This window comes from Sphingobacterium sp. UBA5996 (assembly GCF_002429765.1).
GTDB lineage: Bacteria > Bacteroidota > Bacteroidia > Sphingobacteriales > Sphingobacteriaceae > Sphingobacterium.
In genome coordinates this window covers 15376-37131 of the sequence record NZ_DJAS01000029.1, presented here as the reverse complement: position 1 = coordinate 37131, position 21756 = coordinate 15376, and the positions used below count along the sequence as shown (strand labels likewise).

The following is a 21756-nucleotide window of genomic DNA, read 5'->3' as shown; positions in this document are numbered from 1 at the left end:
ATTAACGCCCGCATTTGTATGCTGGCGTCCTGACCTTGGGAATCCCAAATGTTTTGAAGAGTCTTATTCAACTCACTTAGAAATAGATCTACCATCAATAACAATAAACAATTACTGATACGTATTGTTATACGAACTGAATTTTTAAAGAACTAATGATATATGAAAGAAAACGTAAGAAAATATTTAGAAGAGCATGAGGTTAATCTACTTGCTGATAGTCAAGTTATGGCAAAAGAAATACTGCAGCAATATAGGTGTGGCAATCACTAAAAATAAATATGTATAGAAACTAGAATAAAGCCATGCCTATGTTACGTGTTATTATTACCTGCATATTATTTTTCCTCTGTCTTACACACCATGCCCAAAATAGTAATACATCTTTTGGTCGTGATTCAATTTTAATAAATAGTATTGAGAAAGGCGCTATTCAAAAAATAATTACAACACCAGATAGCATCCGTGCGTTGAAAAAGAGATTAAAGTGTGCTCTAGAAAGAGATGTAGAAAGACCATTTATGTGGGATCTTTTTGTTTCATCTAATGACACCTTGCTGCAATTTTATAATTACAAAGATCTGGTTATCGACGGCACAACGTTTAAAGCTTTCTATTTGAGAGTAGATTATGAGGATGGAGATTATCAGGCAATTCTGCTTGTTAATGAGCTACCTTTTATAGAATACACGAGTTTGTTATGTTACGAGGTACTTCATTCAGAAGAAACCTACCGGCGTTACAGCGAGATTAAACAAAGTCTGGTCACTATTCATTTAAAAACCGAAAAAGCTGATAAAGCTTTGAAGTATGAGGTTAAGGATGGTTTGTTCCTTGATTACTTAAGCACGCCATCGGTTGATAAAAAATGGGGAGATTACCAGCTAAAGGGCCTAACCAAAGATCACCTGAAAAATGGCTATTGGATTGAGAAACGGTATGACATTATGTTCAATAAAAATATGGTCGAAGATGGGCATTATATCAACGGTAAGCGAACAGGCGAATGGAATTATTCTGAAAATGGGCCTGTCCAACTCGTTAAAACGTATCGCGATGGTCAATGTATCTCTATAAAATACCCATAACAAGGAATACGAATGGCCTTTTATTATTTCGATGCGAAAAGATGCCGGGCAGCAGGTACCTAGCTGGTCCGAAGAAAAGGGCATGAAGGATTTGCGTAAACAATAATTAAAGCGGTATTTCTTCTACCAGAACTTCATTTCCAGCACTATCATAGTATGCACAGGTCAACTTGTCTAGGAGAACAGTCCATTTTTCGATACCACATTTCGCGCACATCTTCATAAAACTTGCATAGTCTGTTTTGCCTTGCTGGTGATCTTTTAATCCTTGTTTAAATTGTTCGGAATAAACACTCGAACCGATTGTTAAGAATTCGTGATTGCCGGGAGAACTGGTTTTATAGCGATTATTGCCATAATGATCCGAGTGTCCATCGGCAACAAAAACATCATAAGAGGTAACGCCCAATTTTTTGATATCCTGAATGTAGGCTGCAAAGTCTGCACCTGATTTCACTTTACTGTGAGCAGCTTCAATTTGTTCTACTGTAAACATTTCTCTTTGATTTATACGCGTTAACTTCCCTATTGAAGCTCAGAATCTAATACCATCCTATTCAATAGAATAGTAAATATACTAAAAGAATCGGACTGGCAAATCAACGAGATTCGGGTAAAGAATTGCACGTAATAGAGCAGGTAGTACGAACGATGCTACATTTGCAGCGAGTGGCAGATAAGTGCATATTTGATGGTTATTTTAATATATGTAATTTTACATGTAAAAAGAGGTTGGCTTAAACGGCCGAAAAAGCGAGTCGGGTGCACGGTATGATTTTTATAGAAGATTTTTTAAGTGAATATTTTGGTCTTCTGCAAAGTGATGCAGATGAGGTAAATTGTTGTGTGATCAGTTTAAAGGATTATAAGTATGCTATTGACGCCGTCAAGTTGAATTTTTACCTGGTTGTTTTATGCAGTCGGGGCGAATGCAATGTTACTGTTGGACACCACGATTTTTCAATAAGTTCATCTACCATATCCATCATTCCTCCACAAACACTATTTTCCATTAAAAATTTTTCAGAACCTTTTGTTGCTGATTTTTTGTTTTTTAAATCCGACTTTGTCAAGACAGGATTTGTAGAGAGTGAGGTCATGGAAGAGCTGCTGCTGATTAATCCAGATTATCCGCCGATATTCGATCTGGAAGAAACAAAATTTCAGGATTTCTCGTATAAAATCGCGAAGATAAAGGACGAAACAGAAAATCAGTCACCATTTTGTCTTGAAGTATCAAGGCTATATATCCTGCAGCTTCTATACGATTATAATAGAGTATGTGAAATGTGCTTATTAAATTCGGACAAGTTAATTAATCGGCAGTATCAAATCATGTATACGTTCAGGAAACTGGTAGATAAAAATTTTCATCAATACAAAACAGTCAAAGAATACGCAGATCTCATGTATCTATCTTCAAAATATCTGAGTGAGTGCGTGAAAAATCAGACCGGGGTATCTGCTCTCGCTCTTATTCGAAACAGGATTATGCTCGAAGCGGAATTACTCTTAAAATATTCTACGCTTTCTGTAAAAAATATTTCTGATAAACTTGGTTTTACGTCCACTTCTTCTTTTTCCCGTTTTTTCAAAGCCGCAAAAGGAGTTTCTCCCATACATTATCATAAAAAACCGAAAAATTGACAACATAACCGGAACTTCCGTGATTGTTTAAATATGTTTTCATTTGGAAATTTGTGGGAGGAAATTAAAGCAAATTTTATGAAAAAATTATTGATAACAATGGCATCTGCTACTGCCTTAGCTTTTGCTGCATCCTGCACCCAGCAGCTAGATAAACAAATTTCGAATGGAAATTACAAGATGAAAGCCGTACAGTTCAGAATAGCGCGGCCTACCAACAACTTGAATGAAGTAGTTAAATTTTATAATGATATCCTGGGAATGGAAATAATTGGAAAATTTGAAGATCATCTGGGTTACGATGGTGTGATGTTGGGTATGCCTGACAAAACCTATCATCTGGAGTTTACCCAGCAAGCGGAAAAGTTTCCTTTACCTGAGCCGACGAAAGAAAACCTACTAGTCCTTTACTACGATAATGAAGACGACTATAAACGCGCAAATGACCGTTTCAAGAATGCGGGAATTGGCGCCGTCGAACCTGAAAATCCTTACTGGAAAGATAAGAGTGTGACGTATGAAGATCCAGACGGATGGAGGGTTGTACTGTTTAACGGAGTATATAATCCTTAGTCAGTAATCGAGCTGTCTATTTATATAGCTAGTCGCAGCGATTATTATTTTTAGCCTCGTATTATGAACGATAGACCAGCGCCAAAAAATCAAAATTTCTTGGCGCTCTTTTTTGAAATGTCTATTCTTTTTCGAAAATTGATGGCAATAATTGACCTGCAATATAGGTACAGTTCAACATGATCGAATCGTCACATTTAACCAGTAATATGTATTACATCTTTATTCATCCACGATGGAGATTATCCGTAACATCATTGTAATCACCTTTTCTTTAGTCAAAGGGATGACATTATGAACAATCGTATAACCTTCCACAAAAGGAATAAGGAAGTTCACAACATCTTCAGGCTTGCGGCAAAATTTGGATACCAAATTAATCATCCAAAGACAGTATGTTTTATAATATGCTTCTACTGCGTGCTGCAAATCTTCATTTCTAGCTGCCAAAGTCCATATCTCCTGAAACATCAATGTTTGATGGCTGGATTTGCTATCAATTAATAACATGCTCAATACCTTTTCCAAAAAAGTATCTTTATCGGGCACGCTATTCTCGGTTAAAAGTTTTATGGCCTGGGTAAGTTCTTTTTTACAGCTTTCAAAGTAAAATTCAACTGTGGCAATGAAGAGGAGGTCCTTATCCTTATAATAATATTGAAGGTTACTGAGCGAGATATTAGCATGTTTAGCAACCATTCTCATCGATAGTTTTTCGGCTCCCTGTTCAGTTAGGATCGCTATTGTTGTGGATAAAATCTTGTGTAACCGCTCTTCCTTTTTATGCATTCGACAAATTTAAAAATAAAATATCAAAAAATATTTTTATATAGGTCAAATGACCTATATTTGTATTAGGTCGATTGACCTATTTTAATAATGCAATAGGATAATAGCAAAAAGATATACGAACATGAAAAATGCATCAATTTTACACACAGCCAATGAATTTGTATCCAAAGGAGACCATGAAGGGTTCTTAGCCTACTGTACTGATCAAACAAAGTGGGTATTTGTCGGGGAGCGAACGCTGAATGGTAAGGAAGAAGTCCGTACTTATATGGAGGAGTTTTATGAGGAACCGCCAGTTTTCAACGTAGAGAAGACGATTGAGGAGGAGGATTTTGTTACAGTGACCGGAGAAATCCGATTGAAAAACAAGGCCGGAGAATATGAGCATTTCTATTATTGCGACATTTGGAGATTCGAAGATGGAAAAATAGCAGAACTTAAAGCATTTGTTATCGGGAAGCCCCAGTAATTCACGGATCTTTATACTATTTGCCCCTAAAGGTTAGTTTAAATTTTCTGTCGACTTATTTCCGAAAGTTGAATGGATGTAGTGGGGAATCTGAAAACAGTCAACGTATTAAAGCATGAGAAGAAATAGCGTTTTAACATGATAAAAATAGTAGTTTTAAACCATACCAATATCAATGGAAATGTCCAAAATCAGATTTTTGAGCTGTTTAAGCAATTGAGTCCCAATAAAAGACAATCGAAATTGGATGAAATTTTAATTCAAAACAACGAGGTAACTTTACTAGCTTGTTTTATCGGAGACAGAATAGTCGGCATTGCCTCCATGGCAGTCTACCACGTAATCTCAGGTAGGAAAGGCTGGATTGAAGATGTTGTGGTAGACAAGGGCTATCGTGGAATGGGAATCGGGAATAGACTTATCGAAAAACTACTATCCATCTCCAACGAACAGCAACTAAGTGAAGTGCTGCTATTTACCGAAGAACACCGTACGTCTGCCATCGGACTCTATGAAAAGCTTGGTTTCAGTAAAAAGAGTAGCAACATCTATATATTAAAAAAATAATGGAGATTAGAAAATGCATCTTATTTTTATGTCTGATGTTTAATTTCGGTTATTCACAAGTTATTGCTCGATGAAATTAAACTGGTTTTCGAAAAGTTTACCAATCAAAGGAAGAGGTTTCTTGACTTCACCGGCAGCATTGATGACTCCGATGATAAAAAGAATGAAAAGTACGATTCCAATAAAATTAATAAAATAGAGTGAAGGAACTAATAAAAGAACAAACCACATGCTGAAATTAAATATCACTGTAGTGATAAAGAGGCCAAAACCCTGTTTTAAATGGTAGGTTACAAGATCATTTTTAGGAGTGATATCATTCCTTTTAACATACGCTATTAACCATCCGATAATGGTGATGTAAGATAAAATTGATGCAGTTTTGCTAGTCATAATCTGATTTTTTTTTACAAAACTATCATAACGCCCGAATTTTTTGTCAGCAGATTTTTTTTCTGTCCTGATGACTTTGCGTTTCTGCAGCTTGGATTTTTATCCGGTTTGAAGTCTAATCCTCTTCGTTTTTCATGATTCTAAAGAAATGTTCTCTGTTAGCTCGGGATATAGGGATTGTATCATTGTTCAGCATCATTATAACCCCATCCTTAGAGAAGCTTGTGACGAAATCTGTATTGATTAAATGCGACTGATGTACGCGTATAAAATTGGGTGAAATAAGTATATCTTCATAATATTTCAATGGTTTGGAAACAATAATGTGCTGCCCGTTCTTGAGAATAAATGTTGTATAAGAACCTGAGGTTTCACACCTGATAATGTTTTTGAGTTTTACAACATGCATAGCTTCTATGGTAGGAAGCACTATTCTATCATGCTTCTTGGCGATGCTAGAAGAAGGAGCAATAACATTTTGAAAATCCATGTAATCCGATTTTTTGAGTGCTATACGATCAAGCGTCTCTCTTAACTCATCATAGTCTATTGGTTTCAGGAGATAGTCGATAGCATTGAATTTGAATGCCCTTATCGCATGCTCCTCATAAGCGGTAGTAAAAACAAGATGGAAGTTTTTATGGTTAATCTGTTCAAGAACATCAAAACCGGTCCCGTTTTTCAGCATGATATCCATAAAAACTAGGTCTGGCTTTAAACGGTCAATAATTTTGACGGCTTCTGGCAGCCCTTCGGCGTAACCGATCACCTGTATTCTGTCAGACGCGACCATTTCAAGAAGGATAGAAAGGGCCTCTCTCAGATGATATTCATCTTCTATAATAACTGCTTTATACATATTTATACTATTGGAATATTGATAGTGATTGTGCATCCCTCGTCAGAGCTTTGTTTTGTAAAATGAGGAATAAGTTTGTCTGAGTCATTCTTTGCATACAGTGCCAGTCTTTCATCTATTATTTTTATAGCCAATGGATCATGTTTGTCTTTGTTTTTCCCTTTTTGGGAAGCTTCCATTCCGATTCCATTGTCTCTGATAACACAAATCAATACCTGCTCCGATGATTTTTTTGTGAATGTTATAACTAGGTTTCCTTTTCGATGTGTCAACGGTTTTAGCCCGTGTTCGATCGCATTTTCCACCAAAGGTTGTATGAGTAGGGGTGGTATTTTTTCGTACATATTTACTTCATCTGAAAATTCGAACCTATAATCAAATGAATGGTTAAGCCTCAGTTGTTGCAATTCAATGTAACTTTTCAAGTTTTCTGTCTCCTCTTCCAAGGTTACTGATTCTTTTCTGGAATGATACAAGGTCTCTCTGGTTAGCCGTGCAAATTTATTAAGATAGGTGAGCGCTTTTGTACGGTCACCTTTCAGGATGATGCTCTGAATATTTGCAAGGCAATTAAAAATAAAATGAGGGTCCATCTGAGACTGAAGAAACCGCCGTTCCAAAGAAAGCTTTGCCAATAGATTTTCAAGGCTGTCCTTTTCCAGCAGGTTGAGCTTGAGTTGGTCATTTATTTGCTGCTGCTTCAAGTTATCAGCTTGCTTCTGGTAAAATCGCTTTCTGTAATAAAAAGAAATGAAGATAAAAATAACGATAACAAACAAGATCAGTGAAATTACATATCCAAGATTCTTATTTTTTTCCTGAAGCAATTTTTCATTCTCTAACTGTTTTATTTTACGGATTTTTTCAGCAGATTCAAATTTTATTTCCGCAAGCTGCAAATTCCGTTGCATTGTTTCATCGTAGGTAAGGCGGTTATATTTGCTAAAAGACTGGTCATAGAGATAATAAGAAGAATAATCTTTTTCCCTTGCAGCGACTTCTTTGAGACTGGCGTAAAACTGGGCTAATATTTCATGGTCTTTATAAGGTAGCCGAAGTTGGTAAGCAATTCCGTCCAGAAACAATTTCTTGGCTTTGCTATAGTTGCCCCGATATAATAAATACTTTCCACGCAATCCTAGGCTGTTTCTATAAGTAGCCTTCACGCCGTATTTTTTGCTTATGGCAATGGCCGTATCCAATTGTCGCGCAAATAAAATTCCATCCATCAGTTTTGGCCGTCTTATCAACAGTGCTGCAAGATTAAGATGAGAAATAGCGATGTTACTCTTACTAGGTATCCTGCTATCGTTCTCTGCGGAAAAGTCTGCGGTCTGTTTTAAAAATTTCACAGAATTTTCCCATAAGGAAATGTTATCCGGGTCTTTATCTGTCAAACCTGTCAGGTAAGAGCCCATTGCCAATCGGGCATGTAGTATGCTTTCGGCATCTGAAGATTGTTGCCCATACTTCATAGCTTCGCGCACATATTTCTCGACCCGATCATCCGAACTTAAGGAAAAGCTATAGGAAATATCGGCGCATATTTGAGCACAGAGAGCATAATTCTTATGCTTTTCAAAAAGTGTATTGGCTTGAAGCTGGTAATTCAGCGCGGCTGCATTGTCATCGAAATATGATTTAAGATTTCCCATAACCATATAAGTGTAAGCCTTTGCGCGCTCATCGTTGGTTTGTGAGGAAATTTTGTAGGCTTGCTCGGCATAGTTATTAAATTCCTTCGGGCTATTCAGCCTTCGATAAGTTAACGCCAAAAAGGCAAGACAGATTGCTTCATCTTTTTTAGAATTTGATTTCTTGGCCAGTATTAGCGCATTATTGAGCATTTGTTTAGCTTTCGCACTATCCGTAAATCTATACGAGTATCCCTGGGATGCCAATGACTCTATTTTTGAGTCTTGCGCTTTCAGTGAAGCGGTGAATGCCATCAGCGGGATTAATATTGCACGGAAAAAATACAGTCTGGTAAAATATAGGTGATCCATAAAATGCTGCAATATCTTTTTGCAAATATAGCTATTAAATCATTGGTTTAATTTTTCGAATAGGGATTCAAATCCACCATACAACAAGTAAAAACATCCAGATACAGATTACCTATTGGAATCGATAGCTTTAAAGTAGTAATATTGATCTACTTGATATACAAAACACATCATTATATGTATTTTATAGAAATATTTAAGCCGTTGAAATTTTCCCTGTTCTTATTTTTAATGATTTCTAGTATCTCTAATGCGCAGACTAAAAAGAATACCAAAAATAAGATCGAATTTTTAGTGAAAGGTAAAGATGGTATAGCTATTCATGCAGCACGGGGAGTATCGCTGACATTCAGTAATCCTAACAAAGGTGCTTCATTTAGTTTTGCTTCACCCAGTGAAAATAAAAGAATAGAAAAAAAATATTTTTTGACTATCGATTTTGAAAAGATGAACGCTGAAATTCTCAAATTGTTGACCGACTATGAAAGTGATTTTTCAGGTGAATTGCGGGTCATTAGTCACGCGGACAATAACCTTTCGCAGAAAATAGAATTTTTTGGCGCATCGCTGGATAACGTTGCCTACCAGAGTACGCAGGATGAGGCTAGTATGTTCCTCTATCTTTGGTGCAGTGAAATAAACGTAAACGGTGTTAAACTTGATTAACTATGGAAAATACAATTAAAAATTTTAAGAAAGATGGTAACCGTTATATACTTAAACGGCAGTATGGATTCGGTATATTGATTGTCGCTGGTCTTACAGTCTTGGCCTGGTTCGGATACACATCTAATAATGCAGCAATGATGTGGATTTTTGGAATCTTCGCGGCACTATGTTTTTTATCCATTTATACAGAGCGCATGGTGATTGACTTAGATGAGAAAGCTTTGTTTATCAAAAGAGGTTTAAAAGCAGAGACCTGTATTCCATTTTCAGATATTGCCCATTACCAGATGAGCAGGTTGATTTACATCTTTATACCTGTCAACACATCACTTAATGTGCGTTATTTTTCCGCAGGTGAAGAGAAGTTCGCTATCGTTGCACAAGGCCTGTCAAAACGAGCTATGCAGGATATTTTGAATGATATTGAAGAAATAACACAACCTTATGTCGGCAATCAGCAAGTATAAAATTGTTGACAGCGGTAGGATTTTTAGTTTTACGCCCAACCGCCATAGCGTTAAGTTATCAGTTTGGACACTTGGTGTAATTTTGTCACTGGTTTTGTTAGCCATTATCTTTTTTCGTGATATCAACCGGGGAATGGTCATTCTGCTTGCTGTTCTTGGTCCATATCTTATCCTACACAGCCTTTATGATATTTTTATACGCGCCGAAATATGTTACGTGTTTGACCGAGAAGATCGGATCGTATATATAGAAAAGCCCTTATTTCCTACAAAAAGGATTATGTCCTTTGAAGAAATTGTCATTTTCACCAGCACCACGGGAAGCTATTGGCATTATGCTATTGGGGCAAAGAATAATCATTTGGTTAAAAGCTACCGTATCAGTGAGGATTTTAGGGAGGGCAGAAAAAAATCGTCAAAAGAATCAGCATACGAGAACGCTATTTTAGCAAAGCTCTATGAAATGCGGCAATTGCCTGTACGTTAGGATTGAACCACGCCGTGGTCAATCGCTCTGAATTTAAAATAATTATACACAACAATGAAAGATACACTTCATCAGAACGCATTAAACGCAGTTGCCGAAGGCAATTATGCCTTGGCTGCGAAATTTTGGCTGGACGGATATGCTCTTCCTCATGATTTGGAGGAACTTCATGAACTATTTTACCATATCAATAACCTCAATGAGGCAAGCGTTGACCCTAATCTATGTGCCATATTGGGTCTTATAGCACTCGACTATAATGAAATATTTGAATCCGACCGAGAGAAAGCGTTAGAAAAATGCTTGGACTGGGCTATTAGTGGGCTTAAAATTGATCCTGAGCATTACCATTGTTACCGGAATGCTGGTTCTGCACTGTACTGGCTTGAAGACTGGGATGCGGCTTTGCGTTATTACGAAAGATCCTGTCAATTACGATCCGCTCCAGTCTTAGAGATACGAATCTTCCGGATAATCAATAGACACAGTGACTATCCGGATTTTTCGCAACTTCATCCTTCTGCAGATTCGCAATCTGCTATGGAATTATACAATGCCGGGGTTGAAATCGATTATGTTCTCAAGCAATATGCCGAAATGTCCGGAGCTGAGAACCAACGGCTCACCGAACTAAAAATACAGTTCTACACCCAATCTTATCAACTTTTTAGAGCGGCAGTTTTGACAGCGCAGACGAACAGTCTTAATTACGACCCGCATACGTTCGCCATGTGCTGTAATAATCTTGCGCGGGAACTCAATTTTAAAGGGGAATATCAGGATGCTGTTACCATTGTCAACGAGGGCATAGCACAAAGTAAATTTATGGTGATTCTTCTCAATAGAATGTACATTTATATGAGCGCTGGTATGCCTGAAAGTGCTATTATCGATGGCGAAGAGCTTTTGGGAGAGTATTTTGAAGAAATGGACTTTATTACCTTAATTAGCACGATTGATGTGGTATGTCTGAGCCACTCGGATATTGGTCAATATCAGGAAATGCTGTACTGGGCCGACCAGGGACTCGAATACTATCAATCGGTAAATCCAGGTGACCCACTTCTTCAAGACGAGGAAGTTGTACGCTGTGTAACCAATTTCTACATATCTAAATCCAAAGCCGCGTCGATGCTTGGCTTAGATGTTAATAATTCGGTGGATTCCGAACAGGCTGACTCCTTACTGGAAGCTATGCCCGACAATCCGAGTTTGATGATAAGCAGAGGAGAAACGTTTTTAAGGGATAAACAATGGGAAAAGGCTTTGGAATGTTACAATCAAGCAGTACATTTCGGGCTAGAAAAAGGAATGGCAAGATCTGTTCAGGTTGCCTTGTACAACCGGGGATATGTTTTAGAAGTGCATATGAAAGATAGCGAATCAGCTCTTGAAAGTTTTGAGCAGAGCATTGGGCATGGCAACACAGATTTTTGGTGTTATTACTGGGCCGTACACAGTGCATACCACCTGACAGAAAATGAAAAAACTGTGCATTACGGTACATTGGCAATCTCCATGCTGCCGGAACAGCAAGAAGTTACGGATGACATCGCGGCAGAACTATATGAACATATCGGTACTTCGCTGATTGATATCGGACATTACACAGAGGCAGTGAAAAATCTTGAAATCTCACTTGGACTTTTCTATAATCGTATTACAGAAGATAACTTAAAAATCGCACGGGCGAACGTCAAAGAGCCAGGCTTTTTTAGAAAACTTTTCGGACAATAGCAAAGTTTTAATCTTATAAACTTAATATCGGCGTATGAAGGGTACAATCATCAGAAAAATAAAAAAATCGGACAACGATGCTCTTTTAAAACTAATTAGAGCTGTGTTTGAAGAGCACAACGCACCAAAAGAAGGAACTGTTTATTCCGATCCTACCACTTCAGACTTATATGCACTTTTCAGCAATGAAAGTGCCGTGCTCTGGGTTGGTGAGGTAAATGGCGTCGTGGTGGGCTGTTGCGGGATTTATCCCACTGCTGGATTGCCTCCGTACTGCGCAGAGCTGGTTAAGTTTTATCTCAATCCAGCGTTCAGAGGCATGGGGCTTGGTAAAGCGTTAATGAATAAAAGTATCGAAAGCGCAAAGAGCCTAGGGTACGATAAAATCTATCTCGAGAGCTTTCCGGAATTTTCAAATGCTATAAGAATGTACGAAAACATGGGCTTTAGGTTACTTCAAAAGCCATTAGGAAATTCTGGACACCATGCCTGTTCAATATGGATGCTTCGTAGTGAAGAAATTAGGAAACTTTAGACTATATAAAGTAATCAACTAAACGCTTAGGTATGGTAATTGTTAGAAAATAAAGCGTAAGTATCTTTAAAAACCAACTTCATTTGTATGGCTTTAAAAAAATTGGGCATAGTCTTATTTACAGTTTTATCGTTTATATTTCTTTGTGGATGTACAACTAAAAATGCTATTCAATTGAAAGAAATTATGGACGAGAAGGAAGTTCAGGCAACTTCTATTTTGATTGGTGAAAAAGGTATGGAGTCTGCTAAGCTGAACTATTTGATCCAACATGATTATGACAGCGCCCTATTAATTATCGATCAACAGGAAACAGCGTTCAACGTTATTCTCAAAGATTTAAAAAATGCAAATGTTGATGGTATAAAAAAAGGTAAAGAGATCCAGCAAGCTGAGATTGATTACTATATGGCTCTCAAAAATCTATATCTCTTTTCCAAAAGAGAAGTTGAGCAGCAAAAGAAAATAGAGCAGGAAAAAAACGAACAAAAGTTCAGGATTGCCATCGATGAAAGATATAAACTTGCTCTTGATAAACAGCGTTTATATCAGGTAGTTTACGAAGCGGATGACAAAAGAAATCGTATCAAGAAGCAATTTGAAGTTGAAAACAGTCTTTAATAACTTTCAAATTTTTCTCGTACATTAATCTTATCGTAGCGTTACGATATTACCTCTACTGTATTTTATGCTGCTTTCATTTTCCTCAATTTTTATATGTCCGCTTTCTATGATGATGAACAAAAAATTTTAAGGTGTCAATGATCTTCCTACAATTCCCTCCTTAAATAAGGCTATTTCCGTAAGTACATTTATCATTTATTATTATGCTGAAAGTATCCATAATTGTATAAAATCCATGTAAGGTTTTAACTATCTTTAAGCTTATTTAAGGTTTCTTCAATCATTTCCATACACCTTTTAACCTTTTCAGCGGAAGCATCGAGCGTATAGCCATCATCAATCATTTCCTTTATGAGCAGCATTTTTTTGATGTTCTCATAATTATATCATCTGGTTTTACCTTCCTCTTCCGTTAGGCTTTGTATAATTACTTTTTCTTCCCAATAATGTATTTGCCTTGTCGGAATGCCTGTTATTTGTGCAACTTCTCCAATTCCCACAACTAATTTATCTAAAAAATTAAACTCAAATGAAAGGTCTTTATTATTATCTGATTTGCTCATTTGTAAATAATTTACAATTATTGATAATTAAAAGCAATAAAAGTATGAAAAATACAATTTCAATTTTATCTATAGTATTATTCTGACATTTTTAAGTATGAACGTTATGCACGCATAAACAAAACAAAAATCGGCACTTATTCTGATTGAAATCCAAAACGAATGGATGCATCTAGAAGGAAAATTGAGAAAATTATTGGTAGAGTCTGTGCAACCTGCGAAGGTATATCGCTGGGCGATGTACTGCAAACTGCTACGACCGCTGCTTTGGTCAAATCGGTTAGTTTTGCTACCAGTACGCTGCTGGCCAAACTGGGTAAACGAAGATGATGAGTATAGCAAAATCAGGCGAATAGAAATACGCGTCTGATTGTTTAGAAGCGAGACAGATAAGCTCGACAACTCTATTGTCCGTTCAGGCCCTCTTTGGGATAAATCAGGCAGCCGATTTTGGAGGGATGGTCCTGTACTAAGCTTTCCCTACCTTGCCTGTTGAGCATAAGTATAATCATTAAATCTCCACCTGATGCCATCGTAAAAAACAGTCCGAATGCCAACCACACTATATTGCCTAAAAACAGGGCGACTACCGAAGGTAATATGCCCAGGATAATACCGGGAGCGGCAGCACCGATCTGATATTCTCTCACCTTCAGCGGTTCTTTGCAATGACAGTATGGGGTGATGGACTTCCATAAGATGCCGAAGCGAATGGACCGGAATCCCGAGGCGGCATATCTGGACCAAGTTATGCCGTGAATAAGCTCATGTACAATCACCCCCGCAACAATAGTGAGGATCAGCGAGGCAATCCCAGCTGTACCCGACGGAAAAGCGGCTTTATAATTCGCAATGGAAAGCCTTTGCGGCCATAGAGCGTAAAAGGCAAGACCAAAGACCAGCGCAAATGGCAAGAAGTAGGCAAATGACCTAAGCTGCGCTTGAACTGGATTAATCGTCAGCTCCTGAGCATTTCCAAGATTCGGATTGGGTTCTTTCATACTTAAAAATAATAAAAAAAGTAGAAAGTCCTACTTTCTAAGTTCTTGAAGCGAAGAACGTTGAATAGCAAAAGATCTTTACTGATATGATAATTTCGAGGAAATTTACAAATGACAACAGAATCTTTCAATTCATGAAAATAGGTAACCGACCTACTGTAAATCTTTGTAATTTGCAATATCAATATTTGATCATATAAATAGAATATACAGTTCAGCAAATCCGTGAAATGTATTTTTGATCTGGAAATTCCTCATCTTTTACTTTCTAAAAATTGGCGAGCATTGTGATTTTTGGGATCAAGTTCCAGGGATTTGCTGTAATTTTTGATGGCTTCTCTGCGATGTCCGAGTAGTTCTAGCGTCTCTGCATAGCTATCATAGACATTGGCACTTTTTGGAAACAGCAAAGTGTTTAATTGAAAAATCTGTAATGCTTCCTTTTTCTTATTTTGTTCAATAAGCTGGTATCCCCACGAGTTGATTTCGTCTTCTGACAAATCAAATTCTTTATTACTACGCTTGATATTAGAATAGATTTTGAAACTATTTTGAAAATTATTTTTCAGAAGTCCCTGCCGTAGCAGCTTGAGATTTTTACTCAATCCAAAACCGTTTGCTATTTTCATATCTGGGAAATAATATCCTGCTATCTCATCAATGAACCATTCCGGATTAGAGCCCTGAAGATTAGTCAAAACGATTATCGACAAATTATCTTTAGGATAGACGAATAATGCAGAGCGCATTCCCCCGACAGGAGCCGCTGCGGGATGTTCATCCCTGACTACGGTCGGCCAGCCCAAAGCATAGCCATTAGTCAGTTTGTTAAAACCATCAATACGATCGTCGTTCAATTTTACAGAAGTTAACAATTGCTGGACGCTACCCTTATTTTTCAACAGCTTTCCGCTTTGTAATGCAATCAGCCATTTGGCCAAGTCCTCCGATGTCGAGGTTATACCTGTTGCAGTTCTGAAGAAGAGTGAGAAAGTGGCAAAGGCATTATGAAGCTTGCCGTCATTGATCCATTTACCGTCCACATTGACAATTGTAGAATATGCGCCTTGGTCATGGAATTGATTGAAAATGAACTTGTGGAATCAACGGAAATCTGATGTTCAATGTTGGCAAGACCATATGCGGACAGCTTTTCTAAGCTGTTGTTTCTGATAACAGCAAGCTGAAGTCCGGGGATTTTTAACTTCAGCATCTTTTCTTTTATAAAAAGATCAATGCTATCCGAAGTACTTTGAGCAAAAACCTGTTGAGACAATGTGCTTGTAAATAGGAGTAAAATGATTTTGAAATAACTTTTCATATGGATATTATAAATGGTGAAACTAGGATAATGACAACTGGGATCTTTCATTTGTTACATTGTATTCCTCCTGTGAGTAACTTTTTCCTTTCAATATGCGCATATTACGTAATGGAGATAAAGACTATTAAAAAAATGCTAACGATCAATGAATTTGGAATTTTTGCAATGGTACAAAACAAAACATTTTTTAGAATAAAATATCTGAGATGACGAAATATTTATACAAATAATATCGTTCTGGCTACAACATAACTACTTTCGGATACATTTATAAGTTTGCCAAATCTGAACTTTGGTTTATAAATAGTTTAGGATATGAAAGTATTTGTTACAGGCGCTACAGGTTTCGTAGGAACAGCTGTAGTACAGGAATTATTAAAAGCTGGTCACCAAGTTCTAGGTCTGGCAAGATCAGAAGAATCTGCTAAAAAATTAATTAACGCAGGAGCAGAGCCCCATGTTGGTGACCTGATGGATTTTGAAAGCTTAAAGTCAGGAGCCAAACTCTCCGATGCTGTGATCCATTTAGGATTTGTTCATGATTTTAGTCGTTTTCCCGAAATGTGCATTTTAGATAGTAAAGTGATCGAAGCTGTCGGAGATGCGCTGGTTGGAACTGATAAACCCTTTCTGATTACTTCTGGAACCGCGCTGTTTTCAAAAGATGGAATAACAACGGAGAATGACAGAGAGGTGAACCATCCCCATCCAAGGATTGCTACTGAAAATGCAGCGGATGATCAGGTTGCGAAAGGCGTAAATGTTTCGGTGATCAGATTATCTCCCTCAGTACACGGTGAGGGGGATGAAATAGGTTTTGTTCCATTATTTATAAAAATAGCAAAAGAAAAAGGCGTCTCAGCCATCATTCGCGAAGGAAAGAACCACTGGCCAGCTGTGCACCGCCTAGATGCAGCAAAGCTTTACCGCCTAGCCCTTGAAAAACCATTTGAAAAAGGAACTAGATATCATGCTGTAGCGGAAGAAGGAATTCAGCTTAAGACAATCGCTGCTGAAATTGCCGAGCGTCTCAACATCCCACTCATTTCACTGAATGCCGAAGAAGCTGAACAGCATTTTTCTTGGTTTACGCATTTTGCAAAACTCGACAATCAAAGTTCAAGTACGCTAACAAGGGAAATGCTGGACTGGACCCCGGTCCATCCGACTTTACTGGAAGATTTAAAAGGCTCATATTATTTTTCTGGGCTTTAAATATTTGTACTTTTGTTCTGATCCACATATACTAAAAATGCTGTAATGCCATGTCCGATAATAAACTGATAAGACTAAAGACCATTTCCGAATTTCATAAGCTTCGAGGATTGCCGGCACCAAAGCACCCACTGATCAGCGTGATAAATTTTGAAGATATGACCGACAATACGAGGATTGGAAAACAAAGCTTGCTTTTCGATTTTTATCTAATTTCCGTTAAACGGGATATGGATCACAAGTATAGATATGGGCAACAAGATTATGATTTTGACGAGGGAGTGATGTTCTGCATGGCACCGCATCAGGTGCTTAGTGTAATACGTGAAGAGCAAGGGAAAAATCCTTCCGGATGGATGCTGATGATCCATCCGGATTTTCTCTATGATTCGCCAATGGCGACATCGATCAAAAGATATGAGTTTTTCGATTATGCTGTGCATGAAGCGCTTTTCCTTTCAGAAGACGAGGAACTGAAGATGCAGCAGATCATCGAAAATATCAAACAAGAATATCAAGGAAATATTGACCGGTTCAGCCAAAATATTATTATCTCTCTATTGGAAACCTTATTTAATTACTCCCACCGTTTTTATCAGCGTCAATTCATCACCCGCAAGAAAGCGAGCCACCAGTTTTTGGAAAAGCTTGAGATTTTTCTTGATAAGTATTTTGAAGACAGAGACATCATGCAGAGTGGATTACCAACGGTACAGCTGCTTTCCGAGCAGCTCAATATGTCGTCACAGTATATGCGAAGCCTACTCAAATCCTTGACAGGGCACACGCCCCAGCAGATCATTCATGAGAAAGTGATTGAAAAGGCCAAAGAAAAGCTTTCCACAACTGAACTAACCATCAGTGAGATCGGCTATAAACTGGGCTTTGAACATTCACAATCATTTAATAAACTATTTAAGGCCAAGACCAACATGACTCCGTTGGGTTTCAGAAAGTCATTCAAAAGGATTAATTCTATTTAATTTGATTTTTTCCAGAAAACAAAATTGGAGTAAAGCGTAGTTGCTACTAAAATAAATAGTGCGATGACATAAATGGTTTTAGATAGCATATCGTTTTTCGAACCAACAAAGCAAATAATGAGTAGGCTGCTTATATAAATTATACCCGCATTAACCCAAATTCTTGATACCTTTGGAGAATACATTTTTTTTGGTGAATCATAATCCGAATTCAATTCTGAGATTCTATTTTTATCCCAATAAAGGAGAATTAAACCCGCAAGCATCATCAAACTAGTGATTATCCAAGTACCCTTAAAGTGCATTGAAATTGTAATCATCCAGATATTGGCTGTTATGGCCAAAAAGAGAAATGTTCCAATTAATGCAAATCGCTGCGTCATCAGAAGGATTGCAGTAATTATCTGCATAACACCTAGAAAGTTATAATAGATACCGGAAAGATAAAGTACTTCAAAAAACTGCCCTATGGCACTTGTTGTAGGTAATTGAGTAAATCTTTCGCCAACCATTTTTGTAAACCCGGAAGGGACGAATGCCAATGCAACAAGGTATCTGATATGAATAATCGTCCATTGGATAAATTTATTTTGTTGTAATTTATAAAACATATTATTTAACAGGTATTAGGTTAGGCCGATCAATTTGTCCTTTCCTTGTGCTTACGTCTATATTTGATGATTGCAGCGTGACTTTTTATTTAGCGCAAATTTATCCTAATTCAGCAAATATTGCCAATGGTTATAATTAACCAAAAAATATCCCGCTAGTGAACCCTTTCCTTTGGTTAAAACATAAACTAGAAAACATTATGTCCATAAACCAAAAAACCTAAAGGATCTTTAACCGTAGAATTTCAAAAAATCAGCTGGCCTGTAGTACATAGGGCTGATACAATAAATCAACTGACCTCCCCGGAAAATAGGTCATGTCTAAAGTAGAGGTAGAAATGTTGAAATATTATTTTATATTTGCATGATACTTGACTAATCAAGTGTTATGCAAATTAAAATATGGAACTCAATATTATATTAAACCTACTGAAAGTTCAGTCTCTCATCACAAAGAAATTTGATGGCCTAAGCCTTCATGGAATTAGCCTTACAGATTTTATGATCCTGCATATCCTAAGCAGTGTTCCCGGCAATCGCTTAAAGAGAATTGATCTGGCAGAAGGCATTGGTTTAACGGCATCCGGCATTACCCGGATTATTTCTCCTATGGAAAAGATGGGGCTTGTTGTAAAAGAAGCAAATGAAAGAGACGCCAGAGTCAGCTATGTGAAACTCACCAGTGCCGGCGAGCGTGTGTTTAAGGAAGCAAAGGTTACTGCGACTCAAACTTCTAAAAACATGTTAGCTGGAATATCCAAGAATGAGTTAAAAGTTTTCGCTTCTCATTTGAAAGGGTTAGGAGGAGACCTCTAATATTAAATATAAAAAACATGTCCAAAAAGCCGGAAACGATATGAAAGAAAAGCTGAGTAGAACGATTGATATATACTGATATGCTAAACAAAACCTATACTTACCCCACGTATGAAGCCGGAAGGCATTTGGCGTTAAAGAAGATTCAGGGTTCCATTGTGAACCTGAACCTGATCCGGTTAAAAGAGTTCGCAGATTATTCCGATTTTCCCGATATAGCTCCGGAAACAACGATTTCCGGTTATGAAGCTTTTATGAGTTACATACAACTCGCCAAACCATTTGTGGAGCAGACTGGAGGAGAGATACTTTTGGTAGGAAAGGGAGGCCGATTTCTTATCGGCCCGGAAAATGAGCAGTGGGATATCTGTATGCTGATCAAGCAAAAAAGCGTATCAGATTTTTTCGCTTTCGAGCAGAACCCAGATTATATGAAGATTACAGGGCATCGTTCGGCTTCTATATTGGATTCCAGACTTTTGCCCTTAGAAATGCTATCATTTTAAACAACAGATGGGTTATATTGAACTAAGAAATGCCGCTATATATTATCAGTTATACGGTGCTGAAAACAAGGATACTATTGTATTGGTTAGCGGTCTGAATACGCAGATGACCCGCTGGGAAGCAACATTCGTTAAGATGCTTGCCGACGAAGGGTTCCTGGTTATCTGTTTTGATAACAGGGACTGCGGAAAAAGTACGTTTACAACAGATCGCCATAGCGATACGTTCAATTTTTCGCTGAACAGTTTTTTACAGGACCCCGAAAAATATCCTCCTGCTTATTCTTTACATGATATGGCAGATGACATCAGGGATCTGCTGCAATCGCTGAATATTAAAAAGGCGCACATTGTCGGCCGATCCATGGGAGGGATCATTGCGCAGTTATTTTCATCACGGTATCCGGCAATGACTCAGACACTAACGTTATTGATATCTTCAAGCTTTAATCCGGCTCTTCCGAAACCTGATGATGCACTGGTAAGAAAAATGACCCGCTCATCTGTAAATTTTGAAGATAATCTGGAAGCATACCTGAAAGAAAGAATAGACTTTATGAAAGCTATTTACGGCAGCAGATATATTCTCAATGAAGAAAAAGAACGGACATTAATTATTGAAGATCAAGTCCGGCAATCTTCTGCAGTCAGGCCTTATCGTCAGATCATTGCCCTCATCAGTTATGTATTTAATCCAGGTCTTCTCACAGGTATTCAGGTACCTGCACTGGTTATACACGGGGACGAAGATCCATTGTTCAGTATTGAACATGCGATTGATTTAAAAAACAATATACCCGGCTGTCAGCTTATCATCAAAAAAGGGATGGGGCACGCGATACCGGAAGCACTGTTTCCATCATTGGTGCAGGATATTTCAAATTTTATAGTTGTATCATAATGTGCCGGATCATGATTAGGTAATTAATAAAGACTAAAAATGAGTGTTGTCATATATCGGTTTTTGTTGCTGACAACGCGTAAACCATCGGGATTTTATCTTCCAGATGAGCAATTCTGAACTTGCCGGGCTCAGACTCTACCGAAAGATCAAAGTTATTATATGGTGAATAGTCAAACTCTTCAAAATAGGTTATGCCGAGGCCGTTTTGTATCAGGCTGCTGATTACCTCGCCTAAGCTGTGGTTCCATCCAATTGTTTTTACTTCAATTTGCGCCGCTTTATCTGCGTAGGTTCCTTTTTCCGTTTCTATAATGGCACCGGAATTAAAATACTTGTATTCGATTTTTTCAAACCGGGAATCATACATCCACACCACAGGATGAAACTCCACAAAAATAAATCTACCGCCGGGTTTCAGGAACTTTGAAATCACCTTCGCCCACCGATCCAGGTCGGGAAGCCAGCCGATGGTCCCATAGCTCGTAAAAACAATGTCAAACTGACGATCCAGATGATTGGGAAGGTCGTAGACGTCGCTGCAGATAAACGATGCAGTGGAGTGGGCCTGCTTTGCCAGTTCGCGGGCCTTCGCAATCGCCACATCCGATAGATCAACACCCACTACCTCAGCTCCAAGACGGCTTAATGATATGCTGTCCTGCCCGAAATGACATTGTAAATGCAGGACAGAGGTATTTGAAAGATCTCCCAGTATATTCAGTTCGATATTCTTTAGCGAATTTTTGCCCTTTAAGAAACCGTCCACATCATAAAAATCGGATTTGATATGGATTTCTGTGCGGTCATTCCATGATCTCCGGTTGATGTCTACGTAATTTTCCTCGATATTCATGATTTATTCTGATGCGTTAAATTCTTAAAGATACTAAAATAGGTTATGTTTTGTTATCACGGAGAAG

At 37.8% G+C, this 21756-nt stretch carries 28 protein-coding genes; 17 read left to right on the top strand and 11 right to left on the bottom strand.

The annotated features are described in order from the left end of the window. Positions 1–311: 311 nt before the first annotated feature. The gene (locus B3E00_RS20490) at positions 312–1088 is read left to right on the top strand and encodes a hypothetical protein (protein WP_293939882.1); all 777 of its coding nucleotides are present in this window, start codon (positions 312–314) and stop codon (positions 1086–1088) included. 106 nt (positions 1089–1194) lie between these two features. Here B3E00_RS20490 and B3E00_RS20485 read toward each other — a convergent pair whose 3' ends face one another. Further along, positions 1195–1584 carry a DUF1398 domain-containing protein gene (locus B3E00_RS20485; RefSeq protein ID WP_293939880.1) on the bottom strand — a complete coding sequence of 130 codons (390 nt, stop codon included), beginning with the start codon at positions 1582–1584 and terminating at the stop codon, positions 1195–1197. A gap of 275 nt (positions 1585–1859) precedes the next feature. Here B3E00_RS20485 and B3E00_RS20480 point away from each other — a divergent pair, with 275 nt between their 5' ends. Both B3E00_RS20480 and B3E00_RS20475 read left to right on the top strand, forming a co-directional pair. Continuing rightward, a complete protein-coding gene (locus tag B3E00_RS20480; RefSeq protein ID WP_293939879.1) occupies positions 1860–2735 on the top strand; it encodes a helix-turn-helix domain-containing protein in 876 nt (291 codons plus the stop codon). A 78-nt stretch (positions 2736–2813) separates the two neighbouring features. Continuing rightward, the gene (locus tag B3E00_RS20475) at positions 2814–3308 is read left to right on the top strand and encodes a VOC family protein (RefSeq protein ID WP_293939878.1); all 495 of its coding nucleotides are present in this window, start codon (positions 2814–2816) and stop codon (positions 3306–3308) included. 222 nt (positions 3309–3530) lie between these two features. On the opposite strand, the gene B3E00_RS20470 is transcribed toward B3E00_RS20475, so the two are convergent. Next, positions 3531–4097, bottom strand: a complete 567-nt coding sequence (locus B3E00_RS20470) for a TetR/AcrR family transcriptional regulator (RefSeq protein WP_293883403.1) — start codon at positions 4095–4097, stop codon at positions 3531–3533. A 124-nt stretch (positions 4098–4221) separates the two neighbouring features. Here B3E00_RS20470 and B3E00_RS20465 point away from each other — a divergent pair, with 124 nt between their 5' ends. Next, positions 4222–4569, top strand: coding sequence for a nuclear transport factor 2 family protein (locus tag B3E00_RS20465; RefSeq protein ID WP_293883406.1), 348 nt, complete (start codon positions 4222–4224; stop codon positions 4567–4569). A gap of 138 nt (positions 4570–4707) precedes the next feature. Continuing rightward, positions 4708–5136 carry a GNAT family N-acetyltransferase gene (locus B3E00_RS20460; protein ID WP_293883409.1) on the top strand — a complete coding sequence of 143 codons (429 nt, stop codon included), beginning with the start codon at positions 4708–4710 and terminating at the stop codon, positions 5134–5136. A 60-nt stretch (positions 5137–5196) separates the two neighbouring features. Here B3E00_RS20460 and B3E00_RS20455 read toward each other — a convergent pair whose 3' ends face one another. From B3E00_RS20455 to B3E00_RS20445, 3 genes are all read right to left on the bottom strand, one after another. Next, positions 5197–5529, bottom strand: a complete 333-nt coding sequence (locus tag B3E00_RS20455; protein WP_293883412.1) for a DUF4870 domain-containing protein — start codon at positions 5527–5529, stop codon at positions 5197–5199. A 115-nt stretch (positions 5530–5644) separates the two neighbouring features. After that, positions 5645–6388: a LytR/AlgR family response regulator transcription factor gene (locus B3E00_RS20450; protein WP_293887463.1), complete on the bottom strand. Its 744-nt coding sequence runs from the start codon at positions 6386–6388 to the stop codon at positions 5645–5647. Positions 6389–6390: 2 nt separating this feature from the next. Then, positions 6391–8394 carry a sensor histidine kinase gene (locus tag B3E00_RS20445; protein ID WP_293939877.1) on the bottom strand — a complete coding sequence of 668 codons (2004 nt, stop codon included), beginning with the start codon at positions 8392–8394 and terminating at the stop codon, positions 6391–6393. A gap of 177 nt (positions 8395–8571) precedes the next feature. On the opposite strand from B3E00_RS20445, the gene B3E00_RS20440 reads away from it, so the two are divergent. The 6 genes from B3E00_RS20440 (at position 8572) to B3E00_RS20415 (ending at position 12910) form a co-directional block, all read left to right on the top strand. Beyond that, complete coding sequence (locus tag B3E00_RS20440) at positions 8572–9060, top strand: hypothetical protein (protein WP_293939876.1); 489 nt, start codon at positions 8572–8574, stop codon at positions 9058–9060. Positions 9061–9062: 2 nt separating this feature from the next. Next, positions 9063–9530 carry a hypothetical protein gene (locus B3E00_RS20435; protein WP_293939875.1) on the top strand — a complete coding sequence of 156 codons (468 nt, stop codon included), beginning with the start codon at positions 9063–9065 and terminating at the stop codon, positions 9528–9530. Further along, positions 9508–10017, top strand: coding sequence for a hypothetical protein (locus tag B3E00_RS20430; RefSeq protein ID WP_293939874.1), 510 nt, complete (start codon positions 9508–9510; stop codon positions 10015–10017). Before B3E00_RS20435 ends, B3E00_RS20430 begins: the two co-directional genes overlap by 23 nt. A gap of 54 nt (positions 10018–10071) precedes the next feature. Then, the gene (locus B3E00_RS20425; protein WP_293939873.1) at positions 10072–11754 is read left to right on the top strand and encodes a tetratricopeptide repeat protein; all 1683 of its coding nucleotides are present in this window, start codon (positions 10072–10074) and stop codon (positions 11752–11754) included. A gap of 34 nt (positions 11755–11788) precedes the next feature. Next, complete coding sequence (locus B3E00_RS20420) at positions 11789–12289, top strand: GNAT family N-acetyltransferase (protein ID WP_293939872.1); 501 nt, start codon at positions 11789–11791, stop codon at positions 12287–12289. Positions 12290–12376: 87 nt separating this feature from the next. Further along, a complete protein-coding gene (locus B3E00_RS20415; RefSeq protein WP_293939871.1) occupies positions 12377–12910 on the top strand; it encodes a hypothetical protein in 534 nt (177 codons plus the stop codon). A gap of 389 nt (positions 12911–13299) precedes the next feature. Here B3E00_RS20415 and B3E00_RS20410 read toward each other — a convergent pair whose 3' ends face one another. Then, entirely contained in the window at positions 13300–13476 is a 177-nt protein-coding gene (locus B3E00_RS20410) for a MerR family DNA-binding transcriptional regulator (RefSeq protein WP_293939870.1), read from the bottom strand. Between the two features lie 162 nt (positions 13477–13638). On the opposite strand from B3E00_RS20410, the gene B3E00_RS20405 reads away from it, so the two are divergent. Next, positions 13639–13806, top strand: coding sequence for a hypothetical protein (locus B3E00_RS20405; RefSeq protein ID WP_293887477.1), 168 nt, complete (start codon positions 13639–13641; stop codon positions 13804–13806). Positions 13807–13880: 74 nt separating this feature from the next. Here the strand turns inward: B3E00_RS20405 and B3E00_RS20400 are convergent, their stop codons facing one another. From B3E00_RS20400 to B3E00_RS20390, 3 genes are all read right to left on the bottom strand, one after another. Next, positions 13881–14477, bottom strand: coding sequence for a DUF3267 domain-containing protein (locus tag B3E00_RS20400; protein ID WP_293939869.1), 597 nt, complete (start codon positions 14475–14477; stop codon positions 13881–13883). Between the two features lie 254 nt (positions 14478–14731). Further along, on the bottom strand, positions 14732–15520 hold the full coding sequence (locus B3E00_RS20395; RefSeq protein WP_293939868.1) for a class A beta-lactamase-related serine hydrolase: 789 nt from the start codon (positions 15518–15520) through the stop codon (positions 14732–14734). Beyond that, positions 15436–15798 carry a serine hydrolase gene (locus tag B3E00_RS20390; protein WP_293887481.1) on the bottom strand — a complete coding sequence of 121 codons (363 nt, stop codon included), beginning with the start codon at positions 15796–15798 and terminating at the stop codon, positions 15436–15438. Before B3E00_RS20390 ends, B3E00_RS20395 begins: the two co-directional genes overlap by 85 nt. Before the next feature lie 318 nt (positions 15799–16116). On the opposite strand from B3E00_RS20390, the gene B3E00_RS20385 reads away from it, so the two are divergent. Together B3E00_RS20385 and B3E00_RS20380 are read left to right on the top strand one after the other, a co-directional pair. Then, positions 16117–17016, top strand: a complete 900-nt coding sequence (locus tag B3E00_RS20385; protein WP_293939867.1) for an SDR family oxidoreductase — start codon at positions 16117–16119, stop codon at positions 17014–17016. Between the two features lie 50 nt (positions 17017–17066). After that, on the top strand, positions 17067–17999 hold the full coding sequence (locus B3E00_RS20380) for a helix-turn-helix domain-containing protein (RefSeq protein ID WP_293939866.1): 933 nt from the start codon (positions 17067–17069) through the stop codon (positions 17997–17999). Here B3E00_RS20380 and B3E00_RS20375 read toward each other — a convergent pair. Further along, the gene (locus B3E00_RS20375; protein ID WP_293939865.1) at positions 17996–18610 is read right to left on the bottom strand and encodes a hypothetical protein; all 615 of its coding nucleotides are present in this window, start codon (positions 18608–18610) and stop codon (positions 17996–17998) included. The two genes, B3E00_RS20380 and B3E00_RS20375, sit on opposite strands and share 4 nt — an antisense overlap. A gap of 402 nt (positions 18611–19012) precedes the next feature. Here B3E00_RS20375 and B3E00_RS20370 point away from each other — a divergent pair, with 402 nt between their 5' ends. The 3 genes from B3E00_RS20370 to B3E00_RS20360 all read left to right on the top strand — a co-directional run bounded on the left by B3E00_RS20370 (position 19013) and on the right by B3E00_RS20360 (position 20833). Next, entirely contained in the window at positions 19013–19426 is a 414-nt protein-coding gene (locus B3E00_RS20370) for a MarR family winged helix-turn-helix transcriptional regulator (RefSeq protein ID WP_209579637.1), read from the top strand. An 80-nt stretch (positions 19427–19506) separates the two neighbouring features. After that, positions 19507–19932 (top strand): hypothetical protein, encoded by a 426-nt coding sequence (locus B3E00_RS20365; RefSeq protein WP_293887484.1) that lies wholly within the window; start codon positions 19507–19509, stop codon positions 19930–19932. 7 nt (positions 19933–19939) lie between these two features. Continuing rightward, entirely contained in the window at positions 19940–20833 is an 894-nt protein-coding gene (locus B3E00_RS20360; protein WP_293939864.1) for an alpha/beta fold hydrolase, read from the top strand. 49 nt (positions 20834–20882) lie between these two features. Here B3E00_RS20360 and B3E00_RS20355 read toward each other — a convergent pair whose 3' ends face one another. Continuing rightward, a complete protein-coding gene (locus tag B3E00_RS20355; protein ID WP_293939862.1) occupies positions 20883–21689 on the bottom strand; it encodes a class I SAM-dependent methyltransferase in 807 nt (268 codons plus the stop codon). Positions 21690–21756: the final 67 nt, after the last annotated feature.